This is a genomic window from Photobacterium sp. Alg240-V54, from assembly GCF_900537155.1.
Lineage (GTDB): Bacteria > Pseudomonadota > Gammaproteobacteria > Enterobacterales > Vibrionaceae > Photobacterium.
This window is the reverse complement of the sequence record NZ_UNRL01000002.1, coordinates 576,757-595,796: the sequence shown is the minus strand read 5'-3', so window position 1 is coordinate 595,796 and position 19,040 is coordinate 576,757. Positions and strand designations below refer to the sequence as shown.

Genomic DNA, 19,040 nt, shown 5'->3' with positions numbered 1-19,040 from the left:
CTATCTAGCCCATTGACTCATCATTCCGTATCATTGATTCCTCTCTTTCATCAATGGAATGAACCGATGTTGCTTGAAGGTATTGAAACCTTATTAGTATTAGCTGAAGAAGGTACCATGAGCCGTACTGGCAGCCGATTGTATATTAGCCAATCGGCAGTGAGTAAACGGATTGCCAAACTTGAAACGACATTAGGGACCAAACTAATTATTCCCGCAGGTCGATTAATTAAACTTACCCCCGATGCTCATGCGCTAATAAAAAACGTTGGCCCAAGTTTTAATGAAATTCGCGGCTTAATTTTTGAGCATCAGAATCTAGACGATCAAACGATTATTACGCTAGATTGCTCTGAAACCTTGGTTGCAGGCTATTTAGCCTCAGCATTAGGCAATTATTTTCAGCGTGATAAGTATATTTCAATTACCACTCACCACACGCCTGTCATTGTTGAAAATGTTCAATCAGGTCAAGCTTCTATTGGTTTTTGTGCTGGGCATTTACCAGCAAATTATAACTTTATTGCAGAGCATTTAATCGATGAACCATTTAAGGTTATATTTAATCAACCGCTGTCTGAACTGCCTAAAGCGATTGTCGTGAATGATTTAAAAAATCCGTCCAACATTTCCCAAGCAGCAGTATTGCAAAAGCATGGCATCACACCGTTAATGGAGATGGATTCTTACACAGCCTCAGCACAGTTAGCATTGGCAGGCATGGCACCTGCCCTCGTGCCAAAGTCTATAGTGAAAACCTTAGCAATTGACGATAATTTCTGCTTTGAGTTTGAGGAGTTAGCCGAACTCACTCGCCCTATTAACCTCATTTATCGTCAAAATAGTTATAAATCACCGCGCGTTAAAACCCTAATTGAAACCATTGCGGATGTTGTTGCCACAGCAATTTAATCGCCATTCCCATTGACATGATAACCACCATAGGTCGAATGAAACGCTGGCCTTTGCTAATAACAATATGCGCACCTAACCGTGCGCCAATAAAACCACCAGCAGCCATGATCAAACCCACTTTCCAAATAGGTAAACCTGCCAGAATAAATAAGACTAATGCTGCAATATTAGAAGTGAAGTTTAAAATTTTAGTGCGAGCCGTTGCTTCAACTAGCCCTAACTGTGCAATAACAACAAAACAAATAGTAAAAAATGAACCAGTACCAGGGCCAAAAAAACCATCATAAAAACCAATACTCGTTCCGACAGAAAACGCAAATGCCGCTTCTGATAACTTTGGTGTACCACCGCCTGCGCCTATATTGGGTGAGAATAAAAAGTACAGTGAAATACAAACCAATAATATTGGTATAAGGCTCGTTAGTATCGTCGCATCAATATGTTGTACTAATATTGCTCCGATTGCTGAGCCTGCAAATGTACAGGCAATCGCTAGCCGCATTTGCTTTAAATTCACCAACCCATTACGAACAAAATACCAAGATGCTGAAAAGCTACCAAATGAACTTTGTAATTTATTAGTCGCTAATGCTTGAGCTGGAGGAATACCAACCGATAATAATGCTGGCACTGTCAGCATACCGCCACCGCCAGCAATCGCATCAATGAACCCAGCAGCTAATGCCACCAAAAATAAAATCGCGAGTAGATCTACACCTAATTCCATTTACTATCACTTTTATTAGTTAACACCTTGATAGCAGAATAATAACGGTGATTTGACACAGCGAATAGTGAAAGCTTGGATAGCTATCCATTCCGATTTGGAATTGATTAAATAACAATAATTATACTGATTAAACTAATTTCGATTACGGCACATCTCAGCAGGAAAAGATAAACGAACCATAATAAAGCGTTTTAATAATTCATCATAAGATGATTGAGCATCTAACGCTTTTTGCATACAAGCTAACCATGCTTGCTTCTCAGTGAAACCAATATCAAGATGACGATGAGCACTGGCAAGGTTCATGCGTCCATAACGTTCAACATAACGATCTTCTCCTCCCATCCATCCAATAAGAAAGGTGGTTAACTTTTGTTGTGATTGCGTAAGATCATCACTATGCATTGCACGTATTGTTGCTGCTTCTGGCTCATTATCCATATAGTAATAAAAATCAGCGACCAACTGTTGGACACCCGCCTCACCGCCCGCTGCGATCAAAGTACTATCGCCTTGTCCGAATTCTGGCACATCACGCTTTTTTACACCTGAAAAATCATCGCCCTCAGGAAACTCACTGTTATTAACCATGTTTTAATTATCCTTTTCTTTATTACAGTCCTTTATTAATTGTATAAGAAATGAATAAAGAGCCACCGTAGTGACTCTTTATTATTGATGGTGGATCACGTTCTACTCGCCTATTTTTAATTAACTCACATAGATAGGACCACTGAACGATGTTACAGGAGGAACTTTGCCAGTAAATTTTTCAATATCAACCACAACAGTATTAGCACTGGTCGCTTGCGCTAACTGTGAAGTTGGAATATCAATGGTGACAGTATTAGGATCGCCATAAGTATCTATTGCACCAATGTCGTTATTCAATGGCCCAAACCATGCTCCTTCGTAAATTCTTATTACGCCCGTTGGGTAATCTTCCGATAATACGGCCCCAGCTAATAACTGCCCACGATCATTAAACACCCGTACAATATCACCGTCTTTAATGCCTTTTTTCTTAGCATCATCAGGGTTGATATAAACAGGTTCATGACCTTTTACCGCATAAGTATTACGAAACTCTTCTGAATCACACATTTGTGAATGTAAGCGTTTATTGGGATGGCATGATTGCAGCCAGAATGGAAATTGATTCGATTTAGGGCCACCATGAGAACGCTCTTCTTTTTCAAACCACATTGGGTGGCCTTGGCAATGCTCATAGTTATAACGCGCAATTTTACGGCTATAGATTTCAATAAAACCAGAAGGTGTTCCTAGACTGTTAATCTCAGGATCTTCTCTAAATGCAGCGTGACTAACATAAGTTTGATCGGTTGGGAATTCAACCAGTCCTTGCAACCAAAACTGTTCAAATTCTGGCATTTCATGCTTACCTTTATTCGCTTTTCGACAATCATTATACAGTTGTTCTATCCACTGCATTTCAGTCATACCGCGCGTATATTGCTTACTTTTACCGAATCGCTCGGTAAGTTCAGTGAAGATCTGAAAATCTGTTTTTGAGTGATATAACGGATCAACCAATTTATGCATAGCTAACACACCAGAGGTGGAATACGTGCCGTATTGGTCGAGATCATTACGTTCAAACTGCGTACATGCAGGTAATACAATATCGGAGAAACGACAAGTTGGCGTCCATGTGTAATCAATATTAACCACGGTTTGTAATTTTCTAAATGCTTGTTTCATACGATTACGTTGTTGATGGTGATTCCATGGATTACAGCCACTAAACACCATCATTTTAATATCAGGCAAGACGACATTACCGCCGTTATATTGTATTTTCTTACCTGGCTCCATAATCGCATCGATCCACCTTGCCACCGGAATTGTCGAACTATAGCCTTTAAAATCGTTATTATTCCAAATCGGCTGCTGACCTTCATCAACATTACGAGGAAATCCCCCAGGCCCAGCCGCGGTACTGAATGGTAATCCAACACCACTATAGAAATGAGAATAAGAAACCCCACCACCGGGTAACCCAATTTGTCCAAGCATGGATGCTAACACCGCTCCCATCCAATACGGCTGCTCACCGTGTTGTTGGCGTTGTACTGCCCAACCAAACATTATCATGGTACGGTTTTTTACCAACCCACGAGCAAACTCTCGAATCGCATCAGCTTTAACACCACAAATAGGCTCGGCCCATTCTGGCGTTTTAGCTATTTTATCTTTACCTGTACCCAGCAAATAAGGTAAGAACTCATTGAAACCCAGCGTATACATTTCAAGAAATTGTTTATCGTAGAGGTCATCTTTATAGAGCGTATACGCTATAGCCAGCATGAAAGGCACATCAGTTTGCGGATTAACGTATTGGTGCTCACAATTAAAATATTTTTGCGATTTTGATACTACAGGATCAACCGAGATCATGCGGATCTCACCATTGGCTACTTTTTGCTTTAATTGCGCATAATACTCATAAGAACCGTGGGTTTCACATTGCCAACCTATTTGACTGTTTTTAATTGGATCATTTGACCACCATATCAAGGTCTTACAATCTTTCAATATTGTTGACCATGTGGTGGCTTGAGCATAGACTTCGGTGGAGCCTAAAACATAAGGCAAAATGGTTTGACCAGCCCCTGTCGAATAATCACCGACTTTCTTAATAAAGTTACCATGCATACCTACTGCACGTTGCATGTGTGAAGTACAGCTTTGGAACTGTCCCGTTTCTCGCCACCCTGTTTGACCTGCATGTAATGCCCACGGACCATAGTCTTTCTGTACCCGTTGTAACTCTTGATAAAATAAATCAAGTGCTTCATCCCATGTCACTCGTACAAAACGGTTATTACCGCGGGTTTCACCACTGTATTTATTTTTCTTAAGCCAATCTAAACGCACCATTGGGTAACGCACTCGTGAAGGGCTATAAATTAACCCTTTGATACCATTAAGCATCTCTGTAGGGTTTTTATCGAATTCTAACGGTTTAATTTCAGCGACTTGACCATTATAAATCCGCGCTCGAAATGCCCCCCAATGTGAACCTGACACTTTCCATATTCCCGGTGGCTCTGAAGATTTTGTCACCTCTTCAGCAGCCTTTGCGACTTGCATCAATAACCCAGGGCCAATAACAGAAGCAGCACTCGTAGTTGCTAAACCTTGCAAAAATTTACGTCTACTCAGTGACATAAACAATTCCTCACGATTAAAACGAAAAAAAGCTGCTAAACATGGAGTATGTTAAGCAACCTTTAGTTTAATTAATGTTCAGTTTTAGAAAAATCTGACGAATGGTTTTGTAAATATTTCAAAACAATCGCTTCGCTATCAGTATCAAAGTTCACAAATGCGAGCATACCGTTAAACATGCCAGGCCAAGTGTTTGCATCAAAATGGTTTTCTGCAGGCTGGGTATGACAGACACTACAGTTAGTGTTATACGCAGATTTCGCAGCGCTCCACACTGTACTGATATCGCTGACAAAATTCTTTTTATCAACCCATAAGGTTGCTGTTACTTGTTGCCATTTTAACCCGGTAACATCATCTTCTTTTTGCTCAAAACCTTTCACAATCTCAGGATTTTGCGCTGCATTTTTACTTAAAGCAGCGGTGGGAATGTTCATCCCAAAATCTTGATTAATAACTCGACCGAAACCTTTCTCTTTGCGCCAACCATTCAACTCAATTTGTAACATCTCGCCATTAATATCGACCACTTTCACTGCTGAAGCTGGCTCTAAAGAACCGCCATCTTTGGTTTTAGCTTCATCTTCATATAACGGCAAAAATTGAATGCTGTAGTAAGTATCACCTTTTGAATAATCGGTACTTTGTGCAGTGGCTGCGAGATCTGACACAATACCACCAGATGATGCCATATCAGCAGGTAAGTGATGTGCAATACCTTTATGACAATCAATACAGCTTTGATCTTTAGCTGCTGCTTGTTTCATTTGAGCCTGCGCTCGAGGAGACATTTCATCCCATTTCATACTGTCGTAGCTATGACAACTTTTACATTCGAGAGATTTATTGGCTGCAAAACGTTTCCACTCATGTTGCGCCAGTTCTAGCCGTTTAGCTTCAAATTTTTCAGGGGTATCAATGGAACCAACAATCGCACCAAATACTTCTTTACTGGCCTGCATTTTACGGGCAATTTTATCAGTCCAATTATGGGGAACATGACAATCAGGGCAGGTTGCTCTAACACCTGAATGGTTCTCCCAATGGACAGTACCTTGTAATTCAGGATAAACCGTATCTCTCATGGAATGACAACTGATACAAAATTTTTCAGTATTGGTAACTTCAAGCGCTGTATTAAAACCACCCCAAAAGATAACACCTGAAATAAACCCCCCAAGGGTAAGTACACCAAGACTTATCTTTGCTGCTGGACGCCAAAAAGTTAACCATAATTTTTTGATGAACGTCACCATTGTTCTCCCTCCGTTGCTTATTTCATCGAAACGCTAGCGCCTAACCATGCCCTGGAGGACCAAAAATAAAGACTTGTAACGCCCAGATCGTAAAACCATAACCACTCACTAATGCTATAGATAACAATGGAAATAACAGAATAATAATGAATAAAAAGGCCTGCCATTCATAGCGACCTCGCTCTTGCTCGGTGATCTCAGTATTAGCCATAATCAACCTCTCAGTGATCATTACAAAATGTGATATACCATTTACGAATAACAATGGAATGATAAAATTATAGTCAATGATAATTAACCGTCACGGTCTAACAGCAAATAAATACCCTAGTTTTTTATTAATATTCCAAATTGCAGCCATAAAAAAGCCAGCATCTCTGCTGGCTTTATGGGCTTAATCAATAGATCTTACTGATATAATTATTGTTTATATTGGCTCAATATCCAATAGCGTTTGTACTGGCATTTCTACTTTCGGTTTGTTACCAAAGCCGCGTAAACCCACCACATGCACATGCTCGCGATCTTTAAATATTTTACGTACCAATTTATAGGTTGTGCCTTTTTCAGGGCTAATATTTTCAGGTGCTGCAATCAATAACTGCATATCCAATCGCTCACACAACTCAAACAAGGTTGCGATTGATTTACCATCAAGTCGTGCAGCTTCATCCAAGAACAATAGTCGACAAGGAATAATATCTTTACCACGTAGACGGCGAGATTCTTCTTCCCAACTTTGAACAACCATCAATAGGATTGCTTGACCAGTACCAATCGCTTCACCTGTCGATAATGCGCCAGACTCTGCTTGCAGCCAACCATCAGTACCACGGTTAACTTCAATGCTCAGCTCTAAGTAGTTACGGTAATCAAGTAATTCTTCGCCCAGAATTTGCGGTGAACGTTGACCCATATCAATATGTGGATTTAAGCGTTGGAACAGTTTCGCAATCGCTTCTGAGAACGTTAAACGATTATTGCCAAACAAATCATTATGCTGATCTTTTTGATCAATTAATCCCAGCAATAATGATTCGTGAGTATCACGAACCTTAACGTTAAGACGCACGCCACGTACTTGACCAAAACCAATATTTTGCAAACCTTGGTTAAGCATACGAATACGGTTTTGTTCACGTTGAATCGTTTTACGAATAATGTTTGCAACCGAATCAGAACTGATTGCTAAACGTTGTTCACGTGCGGTAAGTTCTTCGGTTAAACGTGCCAGTTCAACTTCCATTTCTTCAATGGCTTCAACCGGATCATCGGTACGAATAATATCGTGACGAATACGCTCACGTAGATGTTGATACACCGCAATATAGAACAATACCTTACGCTCAGGACGAGACACATCTTCTGATGCTCGTAATGCGTCACGTAAGTTTTCGTTATCAGCGACCGCTAAACGCAATGCACCTAAGGCTTTATCTGATAATGAACGCAACTCGTCAGCTGACATATAGGCCATTTCACGACGGTGTAAACGGCGCTCAACATCACTTTCACGTGCAAGGCGTAATACCGCACACCAGCCCGCTTTTGCATTGACTACCAGCTTACGGAAATCTTGGTAATCTTTACCTACTTTACGTAAACGTTTCATCAAGCCTTTCATTTCAAGCTCAATAGAAGTGGTTGATTTTTCTAGTGTACTGCGACGGTTACGAGAGCTATGTAATCGCTCATTAAGCTCATTACGACGAACCAACGCGCGCTCTTCAGCTTCAACATCAGCACGTACACCTAGCTCTTGCAACTCACGTTCAAATTCAAGTACGGTTTCATTCTTGGCTTGATGCGAACTTTTCAGTGATGCCATCAACTGATTATACTGGTTCGCCTGTGCACGTGATTGCTTCAAGCTCGCGCGAGCAGTATTACGTTGTTGCTCAGCTGTCGCGAGTTTTAGTTTTAACTGCTCATTAAGCTCTGAGCTTTTATTTAATAGCTCGACTGAATCAGCATAACTGAAGTGATGACGACGCTCTGCTAAATCTGCAACTGCAAAAATCAGAGTTTTAAGTTGTTGCAGTTTTTGATCGGCAGCTTCGTAATTAGCTTGTAATGCATCAAACTGCTCTGGATCAGCATCAAGTGCTGACACTAAACCTTCAAGTTCAGTTAATGCTTTACCGTAACGATCAAGGTAGTTACGCGCTTCGTCCATTTGCGATAATTGCTGTTCAACCTCAGCAAAACGTGCTGTTAACGTTTCATCTTCAAGCAAGGTCACCACAGGGTTTAATTTACCCAATAAGGTTAAACCTTCACGCGCAGCTGCTAATTGACCGCGTTGCTGTTGCTCTTGTGCTTGTGATTCTGCTAACTGACGCATGATCTGATTACGTTGATCACGTGCTTGTTTCAGTTCAACTTCTGGATCAGCATTAAATGCAATCGCCATATGGGTAGCAACAAAACTATTAAAGCTTTGGTATAAACGCTGCAGCTTTTGGGAATCAAACGCTGCTTTAGCGTGATCTTCAACCACTTGATCGCGTTCATCACGTAAAAACTCTAATCGTTGCTCACGCGCAGCACGACCAAATAATGGTACTTTTGGAAAGCGAGAATAACGCAATTGGCGATCATTTAAGTGAACACAAACAGCACTCTCAAGTTCATCAACATCAAAACCACTGTCATCAAATGAATCAGCATCGCCTTCAATGATATACAAATCATCAGGGCAATCATCTAGAGCAATTAGCTTTTCTTTGATGCCACTTAAATCAGGAACCACAATCGCATGACGTGATGGACCATACATCGCACTGAAATATGGTGCGTCAGCAAGGGTAATGTCATCATAAATTTCAGATAACATGGTTCCGCCAAGAGTATCAGCTAGTGCACGTAAGCCTGAATCATCACTACCGCCTGGCTGTGCTAAGCGTTCAATATCTTGCTCTAAGGTTTGCTTTTGTTGCGCTAACTGGTCGCGTTTAGCTGACACTTGGCGTTCATTATCAAGTGTTACTTGCATCGCATCCATAACAGCTTGGCTGCTAGTTAACTCAACATTGGCTTGATCAGAAAGTGTCTCTAATGCATCTGACGCAGCAATCCACGCTGGAGCAGAAGCTTCTAATGCTGTAATGCGTGCTGCCAATCCTTGCTCGTTATGACGCATATCGTTGCGCTGTTCAACCAAGCTTGCTTGATCTTGCTCTAAGCTTTCTAAGGTTGCTTCATGACGAGCTTGCTCTTCGGCTAATGCCAACTCACCATCAATAGTGGTCGCAAACTTTTTGGCGTAAGTATCGGCAAATTCAATCGCTTGACGTTGGCTACGAACACTACGCTCTAAATCACGGTATTGCGCTTTAAGCTGGTCGCCACGTTCAGATACTGAGCGTAATTGACGGCCATGCTCTATTAGCTCACGCGCTTTATCACTCGCATTGGTACGATCGACAACACCGGCAATCGTCGTAACAATCGCTAAGCCTTTTTCAAACTGCTGCGCTGCAGCTGATGACATATCAAGCTTGTGTTTTAATGCTAATAGCGCGGTCGTTTGTTGCTCTTGCTGCTGTTTAAGCTGCGATAAATACGGCGGCGCTTGATCAGCTAGCATTTGTGGATCGCCCGATAGCTGGCGCGCCTTTTCTAATGCTTGTAATGCTTGTTGATATTGCAGCGCACGAGTTTGCTGCATATCGAGTGCTTGTTGATAATCAGCAAGTTGAGTTTTTAAACTATCAACTTCTTCTTCAGTAAGTTGTGATTGTTCTTCAGCAATAGTCAGTTGTTCTGCTGCCTCTTCAACCACCATCACTTGCTCTTCAAGACGTTCTGTCAGCTCTTCAAGATCTTCTTTATAACGTGCAATTTTCTCAGCTTGACGAACCGCGGCTTGCACTAGTTGTAAGTGATCAGATGCTGATTGATGATCTTGCTCAAGCGCCGTTTCTTGATCGGCTAATTCTGCTAACTCAGCGTTCATGTTATTTAACGATGATTGCTGATCAATCAAGGTTTGACGCGAACCCATGAGCTCGCCACGTAAACGTAGAGTTTGCTCTAGCTTCTGTTGGCGTTCGTTAGCATGACGCATATAATCGGCAGCTACATAATTAGTTGCTTCTGAGATTAAATGCTTAAATAAGTCACGATCACTTTGGGTTAATTTAATCGCTTCCAACGTCATGCGGTTCTCACGCAACGCCGCTTCCATATCTTGGAAAGCTTTTTTTACCCCTGAATTATGCGGTAATAAATAATCACGTAATGAACGAGTGATCGCACTTGAAATACCACCATATAAAGAGGCTTCAATTAAACGATAGAACTTTGAACGATCTTGGCTATTACGTAATTTCTTTGGCAGTACACCCATCTCAAACATTTGTACGTGGTAATCTGTTACCGAGTTAAATGTTTTAAACTGCACCCCTTCGTATTGGCTAACAAGATCTTTAACATCATTAAGCTGACGTACACGCGCTTGATTGTCTGAAATCGTTTCAACTAAGATTTCAGCTGGCTTGATATGTGACGGTAAGCCTTGAATCAAAAAAGGCTTAATATCTACCTTCTTATCACGGCCAGCAACTTGCTGTAATTTAACAGCAAAAACAATACGTTGTTGCTTTGAGTTAACCACATCAAGTGCCGCGTAACAGGCACCTGGTTTTAATTTACCATGCAGGCCCTTATCGCGTGATGCATTTGAGCTACCGGCTTCGGTGGTATTACGAAAGTGAAGTAAACTTTGGTCTGGGATCAGTGTCGTGATAAACGCTGCCATTGTGGTAGATTTACCCGCACCGTTACCGCCTGAAAGCGTTGTCACCAGGTTATCAATATCAAAGGTTCGTGCAAAAAAGCCGTTCCAGTTAACCATGGTGAGCGATTGATACTTGCCGCGTTCCATTAAATACTACTCTCCTGTACCGCTTGCTCTACATCTTGTTGCATTTCAAGCTCTTCTTGATTGTTAGTGTCAACGTCATCAAGCAAACTTGACTGACTTGACGGTTGCTGATGCACTACGGCTTCACCGTCACGAATCAATCGTAACTGTGCTTCACGCACATCATCGCCAGTACGAACATCAGCACCAAAACGGAATACCGATTCGCTGATACGGAATTTACCATTCTCACCAATTGGAATCAGCATTCCAAGGCGACGTAAACGACGTAATGAGGTTTTTACTTTATCAAACAACTTTTCACGATCAAGATCAGAACCTGAAGCGCGGTTAGTAACCAGTTTCATGAGCTTTTGCTCATCAGCTAATACTAATAGCTCATCAAATAGCTCTTGGTTAGTGAAGATACCTTCGTGTGCTAAACGCTCAGGACTAAGGTAAAGAAAACACAATACCTTACCGACCAGCATGTCAATTTCAGACAATACTGAACGTCCAATCAGTGACGTTGAACGAGGACGTAAGTATAAAAATCCTTCAGGTGCTCGTACTAATTCAGCATTGTAACGACGATAAAACATCGCTAATTCTTTCTCAAACTCAATTAAGTAAGCGTGGTTATCTAAATCTTCACTTGAAACATGGCGACCAGAACGCAGAGCGTTATCTAGTGCAGGGAAAAGTGGGTTAGCAATCGCTTTTGCCAACTTTTCCGGCATAAATTCTTCAATATTTGTCAATGACATGGGCTTGTACCTTAGCTCCGTATTCGTTAATCGCTTCCCAATCAGGCTGAATGGCATTGAAATCAGCTTCGGAATACCCCATTCTTACGGCCTGATCTATCACAATCCGTGCTAAATCAAAATGTTGTGCATACGGATGTTGTGACAAATAGTCTTTAAGTAACGCACTCAAATTAATCGGTGCACCCGTCGCTTTATGGGCCTTTAACATCAAACCAACTTTTTCAGCTAGCTGATCATTAACCAAATCGAGCTCTTCAAATTCCATCTCACCAGGAACAATACCTGTAACTTCATCATCGCGTAACGTTAGCGTTTCATCACGCATATCAAGTAAACGTTCGGCATCTGCAAATGTCAGTAGCCAAGGCGCATCAAAGTAATCGGTAACCGATTGACGTAACCGTTGACTAAAGGCGCGGTTTTTATCCATATCAATCGCAGTACGAATAAATTTATGCACATGGCGATCATAGCCGATCCATAAATCGATAGTTTGCTGACCCCAACTTATAATACGATCTAGCTTCGTTTGCAGGATGTAAACCATACCATCAACGAAGTCGAGATCATCATGCCCTTGGGTGGCTTCTTGAATCGCAAGTAACTGGCTTTGAAGTTGATCACCTGCCGCTTGCAAGGTATCTTGCAATTCACGCAAGGTCGATGATGTTTCATCAAGCAATGCTTCACAGCTACTGATCGCAGCTTGCCAGTCTTGATTTAATAATTCAGCGATATCGAGCTTAACTTGTTGCTGCTGCTCATCCATTGCACGCTGGTTTAAATCAATGCGGTCAAATATTTCAGCCACTGAGTATTTTAAGACTGCGTGCACATTATTACGCCAATGTTTCTCATCGCCGCCTTCTTGTGCTGCTGTTGCTGCCTTATTAATCTCATCCGCTACCATTGCTAATTGAATAGATAGCTTTAGCGTTGAAAACTCACGTTGTCGCACATAATAATCCGTAATACCAAGCGCTAACGGACTTAATCGATAAATGCTAGCACCGTCAGTCACCTCACTGGTAAAGCGTGAAATTAACCGCTGTCTTACCAATTCATTTATGGCGTTATTGGCACGAAAAGCCAGGGTTTCCTTGGTTTGGCCGAACATATCGCTCACAATGCGAAATGCATCAACCAACTCGCCTTCCCCTAATTCTTCATCAAAGCGATCGCCACTTAATATCGCAATCGCTAACAAGAACGCCAGCCGTTCAGTGGGTAAATTAAGGGCAAATTCATTATTTTTGACCCAATTTACTAACTCAGGAACAGTCTGGGTAACGTCACTCATCCCTTGTCCTTATTACTATCATTTAAATTTGTCGTTAATGGCGGTATTACTTCAGCAATAGGCTTTCGCGCATACACGTGAATATAACGCCCTAACGACAAAAACGGTTCCTGACGACAAAGCTTTTGCTCCATATCAAGAACTTGCTCAAAAGTGTAATCGCCCATTCGATCATGCTGCATGTAGTCATGGAATGTGCGTACGCCGGTTTTCCCCATTATGTCAAACCCAGCCTCTGTTAGACACTGATATACTTCATCAGGTTTGATACCTTGCTGAGGTTGTAGCTTAAACCGTTTACGGTGTGGCATGCCTTGTTCTATGTGGGTCAAATTTCCACAAATTAAATTCTTAAACAATAGCCCGTTATAGTTATAAAACATGACCGAAATAACACCGCCGGGTTTTAGGTTATTTAATAAACCAGCCAATGTTGCTATCGGATCAACCAACCATTCCATCACGGCGTGGAAAAGAATTAAATCAACAGGTGCTTCAATGTGCTGATTGATTTCTTGTACTGGTGAATGCACTAACCGATATTGCTCAACTAAGCCGTTTTTAGCAATTTCTTGCGCTGCTAATGTCAACATTTCGCTAGAAAGATCACATAACGTTACTTGATGACCAAGCGCTGCTATTTTTTGAGATATCTGGCCAATACCACCACCAGCGTCTAAAACTTGCAGCGATGCATCAGCATTCAATTGTTCCAATATATATTCAATATCTTGCCAAACAACGGTTTGTCGTATTTGGCCTTTCGCTGTGCCATAAATATTTTCAGCGAATTTTTTCGCCAAATCGTCAAAATTTCGGTCTTTTTTCATGGCTCATTTACGTTATGATAGCGACTCTAGAATGTGACTTATTTTCTCACAAGCGGTAAAGGAATAAAGGCTTGTGATCGGTTTTATTGCTCAACTGCTGAAATTTCGGACGACATACTATGTTTATACTTAAAAAAATCATCTCTGCGCTGCTGATGCCACTACCGTTTCTATTATTGGTGGGTGTTATCGGTCTATGTGTACTGTGGTTTACACGCCAAAAGAAATTAGCCTCTATTTTGGTTAGTGTCTCTCTAATAGGCATCTTTTTATGTTCTTTCCAACCATTAACCACTTCACTATTACGCCCGCTGGAACAAGAGAACCCAGCCTTTGTGAGTACAACTAAACCTATTAGCTACGTAATGGTATTAGGCAGTGGTCAAGTCATTGATAAAACTTTCCCTATTACCTCAGAACTGTCGCCAACGGCAATTACACGTCTTGTTGAAGGCATTCGAATTTTCCGTATGTACCCTGGCGCTAAATTGATTTTATCCGGTTACGGTGGCATTGCTTCTCATGGTATCAGCCATGCTCGATTAATGGCTCACCTTGCAGTGGCATTGGGGGTAAATAAACGTGATATTTTATTATTTGAATCCACTAAAGATACCAAAGAAGAAGCTTTCCAAGCTGCAGATGTCGTTAAAAATAAAAATATGATCTTAGTAACCTCTGCCAGTCAAATGTCACGCGCGCTTTACTATTTCCACCAAGCTGGATTGCAACCAATTGTTGCACCAACGAACTTTAGAGCCAGTAATCAAATGCGCAATTACGTTCCTGATTCAACCTATTTAACACAAATGGAAATTGTTGAACATGAACGTTTAGGCCAATTATGGCAGCGTATTACAAGCACGTTTTTAAACCCAAAAACTGAACATTTACAGGCTGAAAAAGTAAAACCTGAGACATTATAGGTTTTTCAATGTCATCTTTTGGTTAATTAATATAAAGCCAGCGACTGCACTAAACCGTCGCTGGCTTTTTTTAAAATAATGCCTTTTTGCATAACTATTAAAATTATACCGTTCACAATAATGTTAATCTGATTATTTCATTCCAATCTCAGCATCCTTTTCTGTATTTCATGGTAAAATAAATTGTTTATTACTTAATAAAGAATTTAATTCATGAAACTTTTAATCCGTAATCTTTCTCGCAGTACAACTGAAATCCAAATTCATAAAATGTTTGAAGAGTTTGGCAAGATTAGTGCGTGTAACCTTGTATTAGACCAAACAACAGGTAAATCAAAAGGTTTTGCATTTGTTGAAATGGCTGATGATGAGCAAGCAACTCGCGCAATGAAAGCACTTCATGAAATGATGGTTGATAAAAGCCGTATCCGCGTAAAAATCGCTGAATAATCACCGTTTATAGCGTAATTTGAAGACAAAAAAACCGAGTAAACTCTACTCGGTTTTTTATTATATGGTATTAAGCATGTACGCTAACTAGCCAACCAACTGACGTACCTTTTCTAGATCTTCAGGCGTATCAACCCCTGCAGGTGGTGCATCTATTGCAACATCAACATGAATTTTCTCGCCATACCACAACACGCGAAGTTGCTCTAAAGATTCAATGTGTTCAAGTGGGCTTGGCTGCCAATTAATGTAGGTATTAATAAACCCTGCACGGTAAGCATAAATCCCAATATGACGCAGTAAATTATGATGAACAATACGTGGTTGCTGAGCAAAATTATCACGATCCCAAGGAATAGCTGCACGACTAAAATACAACGCGTAACCGTCTTTATCGGTTACAACTTTAACTGCATTGGGATTAAAGATTTCATCATGATGATCAATCTCTACCGCTAATGTTGCCATTGGTGCATTAAAGTTAGCAATATTGTCGGCTACTTGACGAATTATCGTATCGGGGATCAATGGCTCGTCGCCTTGCACATTCACCACAATATGATCATCAGCAAGTTGATATTTCGCCACAACTTCAGCTAAACGTTCTGTGCCTGATTGATGATCGGCACGCGTTAAACACACTTCCCCACCAAAATCTTGTACCACATCGACAATCCGCTGATCATCTGTTGCTACAATCACTTGATCAGCACCAGATTTGCATGCTTGTTCATACACCCATTGCACCATAGGTTTACCAGCAATATCAGCTAACGGCTTACCGGGTAAACGGGTTGATTGGTAGCGCGCTGGAATAATAACGGTAAATGCCATTATTTAACCTCGTCAGAACTTAATGTACGTGCTTCTGATTCAAGTAAAACTGGAATTCCATCATCAATAGGATAAGCAAGACGATCAAATTTACACACTAATTCATTATTTTCTTTATCGAAATTCAATTTGCCTTTACATACAGGGCAAGCAACGATTTCAAGCAGACGGTGATCCATACTTTTCCTTAACCTCTATAATCTGTTTAATAATAGCTGATGCTTGTGGTTCGGAGATAACTGCGTCAACAGGCAAATACCACCAATTATCCTCAGCAAATGGGTAACATTTTACCGCATCTTTTTCAGTCATTACTAAGTGTTGCCCTTGTTGGGCTAAATCTAACAACGCCTGATGTGTAAAGGGTTGATGATCAGCAAAAGGCTGACAAACAATGGGCTTTACACCTAGCGTATTCAATGTCGTAAAAAATCGTGGTGGGTGACCAATTCCAGCCATCGCTACAACAGCGGTTAATGATGCAGCAGCACAACGAGCACCGGTCTTAATATTAATTAATTCTGATGGTGCTAAATGCATTGCAGCTTCGTTAGTGTGCGCTTGACCGCCATTACAGATAAGAAAATCAACCTCAGTTAATCGCTGGCATGACTCGCGAAGTGGGCCTAAAGGCAATAACTGTTGATTACCAAATCGACGTTGACCGTCAATGACAACCAACTCAGTATCACGCGCAAGGGCATAATGTTGTAAACCATCATCGGTAATAATGACATCAACATCATGTTTCAAAAGTAATTTTACCGCTTCACTGCGCACAGGTGCAACGGCAACAGGCACACCAGTGCGGCGACGAATTAACACAGGCTCATCACCCGCAATATCGGTACTGGTATCACTCTCAACAAAATAAGGATAATACGGCGCTTTACCCCCATAACCACGCGATACCACGCCAGGTTTTAATCCTTGTGCTAATAGTTGTTCAACTAGCCACACCACAACGGGCGTTTTACCATTACCACCTGCAGTAATATTACCGACAATAACAACCGGAACAGGCGCTCGATAGGCTGTTTTTTTACCATTAGCATATTGCTGTCGTTTACGACGACTGATTACACCAAATAGCGCACTAAGCGGCCACAATAATGGCCATAGCAGCCAGTAAACAACCCGTACTTTTCCGCTAAGTGCAGGTTGATACCAGATAGCTTCAATCAATGAGGCCACTATTAATCACCAAATTGAATACGATGAAGTTGCGCATAAGCACCATTATGGCTAATTAACTCACCATGGGTGCCACGTTCAATAATTTCACCATCATCAACCACTAGAATCTGATCGGCATTTTCAATTGTTGATAAACGGTGAGCGATCACTAATACAGTACGATCTTTTTGTAGTTCATCTAATGCGCGTTGAATCGCACGCTCAGACTCGGTATCCAACGCAGATGTTGCTTCATCAAGTACTAAGACAGGTGCGTTACGTAGCAATGCACGTGCAATAGCAAGACGTTGGCGCTGTCCGCCTGACAAACTCACACCATTTTCACCGATAACAGTATCCAACCCATGCTCCATGTCTTTAATAAAGTCCATCGCATAAGCAAGCTCTGCTACTCGTTCAATATCCGCTCGAGTGTAAGTATCACCACTGGCATAAGCGATATTATTCGCAATAGTGTCATTAAATAAATGCACGTTTTGCGATACTACCGCCACCTGAGAGCGTAAGTTAGCTAAGGTATAGTCTTTTAGCTCAATACCATCTAGATGCAGTTCGCCAGAGTCAATATCATAAAAACGGGTCAATAAGTTAGCAATGGTACTTTTACCAGAACCAGATCGGCCAACCAATGCAACTGTTTTACCAGCAGGAAGTTCAAAACTAACATTACATAATGCAGGTGTATCTTTCGTCGGGTAAGTAAAAGTTACATCTTTAACTGATACATCACCATTAACACGCTTAACTTCATGCTTACCGTTATCTTTTTCAGTTTCTAAATCCATTAACTCAAACAATGTATGACATGCAGCCATACCACGTTGAAACTGAGAAGTAACATTAGTAAGTGATTTTAACGGACGCATCAAACCAAACATCGCACCAAATACAACCGCAAAGGTACCTGGTGTTAATGTTTCTCGTAATGATGGTGTGTTCGCTAGAATTAACACCACAACCAATGCCAGTGAAGCAATAATTTGAATAATTGGGTTTGCTATTGCTTGTGCAGAGACAAGTTTCATGCTTTGACGACGCATTGAGTTACTTACATAATCAAAACGTTCTTTCTCAACTTGTTGACCACCATAGCTTAATACGACTTTATGGCCTTTAAGCATTTGCTCTGCTGAAGAAGTTACCGATCCCATTGCATCTTGCATATTGCGTGAGATTTTACGAAAACGTTTAGAAACAATGCTAATACTAATCGCAACCACAGGCGCGATGACGATTAAAATTGCTGATAATTGCCAGCTATTCCAAAACATCAGCACCATCAAGCCGATAATAGATGCACCTTCACGAACGATACTTACTAATGCACTACTAGTGGCTGAGGCAACCTGCTCAGAGTCATAAGTGATACGTGATAGTAATGCACCAGATGCTTCTTTATCAAAAAACGCCACTGGCATTTTCATAAAGTGTTGGAATAATTGGCGACGAAGGTTCATTACAACGTTGCCTGAAACCCATGATAAACAATAGGTTGAAACAAACCCACTGATACCACGCATGATCATGAGGCCAACAAGATAGATTGGCATCATCGCTAAAAAGCCAGAATCCATGCTATCAAAGCCACCAAAACTTTTATCTAGTAATGGTTTAATCATCGACAGCATTAACGTGTCACCCGCTGCATTTATGATCAGCGCAATGACAGCTACAATAATACCGGCTTTATAAACTTTGATATAAGGCCACAGTCTTTTATAAGTATCTTTGGTTGATTTTTCTGTTAATTGCGTCATGAATGCCAATTTGGAT

The 19,040-nt window shown here is 41.1% G+C and carries 16 protein-coding genes; 3 read left to right on the top strand and 13 right to left on the bottom strand.

Annotation, left to right across the window (positions count from 1 at the left end):
* Positions 1 to 66 precede the first annotated feature (66 nt).
* On the top strand, positions 67 to 912 hold the full coding sequence (locus tag G6R09_RS08180) for a LysR family transcriptional regulator (protein WP_065176631.1): 846 nt from the start codon (positions 67 to 69) through the stop codon (positions 910 to 912).
* Here G6R09_RS08180 and G6R09_RS08175 read toward each other — a convergent pair.
* The 9 genes from G6R09_RS08175 to cmoM all read right to left on the bottom strand — a co-directional run bounded on the left by G6R09_RS08175 (position 863) and on the right by cmoM (position 13,860).
* The gene (locus tag G6R09_RS08175; RefSeq protein WP_065166193.1) at positions 863 to 1,642 is read right to left on the bottom strand and encodes a TSUP family transporter; all 780 of its coding nucleotides are present in this window, start codon (positions 1,640 to 1,642) and stop codon (positions 863 to 865) included. The two genes, G6R09_RS08180 and G6R09_RS08175, sit on opposite strands and share 50 nt — an antisense overlap.
* 135 nt (positions 1,643 to 1,777) lie before the next feature.
* Positions 1,778 to 2,236 (bottom strand): group II truncated hemoglobin, encoded by a 459-nt coding sequence (locus G6R09_RS08170; protein WP_065166194.1) that lies wholly within the window; start codon positions 2,234 to 2,236, stop codon positions 1,778 to 1,780.
* A 120-nt stretch (positions 2,237 to 2,356) separates the two neighbouring features.
* Positions 2,357 to 4,837, bottom strand: coding sequence for a trimethylamine-N-oxide reductase TorA (torA, locus tag G6R09_RS08165; RefSeq protein ID WP_163921613.1), 2,481 nt, complete (start codon positions 4,835 to 4,837; stop codon positions 2,357 to 2,359).
* Between the two features lie 71 nt (positions 4,838 to 4,908).
* Entirely contained in the window at positions 4,909 to 6,093 is a 1,185-nt protein-coding gene (gene torC / locus G6R09_RS08160) for a pentaheme c-type cytochrome TorC (RefSeq protein ID WP_065166196.1), read from the bottom strand.
* A gap of 40 nt (positions 6,094 to 6,133) precedes the next feature.
* Positions 6,134 to 6,304: a periplasmic nitrate reductase, NapE protein gene (locus G6R09_RS08155; protein ID WP_065166197.1), complete on the bottom strand. Its 171-nt coding sequence runs from the start codon at positions 6,302 to 6,304 to the stop codon at positions 6,134 to 6,136.
* Positions 6,305 to 6,520: 216 nt separating this feature from the next.
* Positions 6,521 to 10,981, bottom strand: coding sequence for a chromosome partition protein MukB (gene mukB / locus G6R09_RS08150; RefSeq protein ID WP_163921611.1), 4,461 nt, complete (start codon positions 10,979 to 10,981; stop codon positions 6,521 to 6,523).
* Positions 10,981 to 11,727, bottom strand: a complete 747-nt coding sequence (mukE, locus tag G6R09_RS08145; protein WP_065166199.1) for a chromosome partition protein MukE — start codon at positions 11,725 to 11,727, stop codon at positions 10,981 to 10,983. The genes mukB and mukE overlap by 1 nt, the downstream gene beginning before the upstream one ends.
* Positions 11,708 to 13,030: a chromosome partition protein MukF gene (mukF, locus tag G6R09_RS08140; protein ID WP_065166200.1), complete on the bottom strand. Its 1,323-nt coding sequence runs from the start codon at positions 13,028 to 13,030 to the stop codon at positions 11,708 to 11,710. Before mukF ends, mukE begins: the two co-directional genes overlap by 20 nt.
* Complete coding sequence (gene cmoM / locus G6R09_RS08135; RefSeq protein ID WP_065166201.1) at positions 13,027 to 13,860, bottom strand: tRNA uridine 5-oxyacetic acid(34) methyltransferase CmoM; 834 nt, start codon at positions 13,858 to 13,860, stop codon at positions 13,027 to 13,029. The genes mukF and cmoM overlap by 4 nt, the downstream gene beginning before the upstream one ends.
* 119 nt (positions 13,861 to 13,979) lie before the next feature.
* Here cmoM and elyC point away from each other — a divergent pair, with 119 nt between their 5' ends.
* Both elyC and G6R09_RS08125 read left to right on the top strand, forming a co-directional pair.
* Complete coding sequence (gene elyC, locus G6R09_RS08130; RefSeq protein WP_065166202.1) at positions 13,980 to 14,786, top strand: envelope biogenesis factor ElyC; 807 nt, start codon at positions 13,980 to 13,982, stop codon at positions 14,784 to 14,786.
* A gap of 213 nt (positions 14,787 to 14,999) precedes the next feature.
* Positions 15,000 to 15,236, top strand: coding sequence for an RNA-binding protein (locus G6R09_RS08125; RefSeq protein WP_065166203.1), 237 nt, complete (start codon positions 15,000 to 15,002; stop codon positions 15,234 to 15,236).
* Between the two features lie 87 nt (positions 15,237 to 15,323).
* Here G6R09_RS08125 and kdsB read toward each other — a convergent pair whose 3' ends face one another.
* From kdsB to msbA, 4 genes are read right to left on the bottom strand one after another with little or no spacing between them, the layout of a single operon-like run.
* On the bottom strand, positions 15,324 to 16,070 hold the full coding sequence (gene kdsB, locus G6R09_RS08120; RefSeq protein ID WP_065166204.1) for a 3-deoxy-manno-octulosonate cytidylyltransferase: 747 nt from the start codon (positions 16,068 to 16,070) through the stop codon (positions 15,324 to 15,326).
* A complete protein-coding gene (locus tag G6R09_RS08115) occupies positions 16,070 to 16,249 on the bottom strand; it encodes a Trm112 family protein (RefSeq protein WP_065166205.1) in 180 nt (59 codons plus the stop codon). The genes kdsB and G6R09_RS08115 overlap by 1 nt, the downstream gene beginning before the upstream one ends.
* Positions 16,230 to 17,264, bottom strand: coding sequence for a tetraacyldisaccharide 4'-kinase (lpxK, locus tag G6R09_RS08110; protein WP_163921609.1), 1,035 nt, complete (start codon positions 17,262 to 17,264; stop codon positions 16,230 to 16,232). Before lpxK ends, G6R09_RS08115 begins: the two co-directional genes overlap by 20 nt.
* A gap of 2 nt (positions 17,265 to 17,266) precedes the next feature.
* Entirely contained in the window at positions 17,267 to 19,024 is a 1,758-nt protein-coding gene (msbA, locus tag G6R09_RS08105) for a lipid A ABC transporter ATP-binding protein/permease MsbA (RefSeq protein WP_065166207.1), read from the bottom strand.
* Between the last annotated feature and the right edge of the window lie 16 nt (positions 19,025 to 19,040).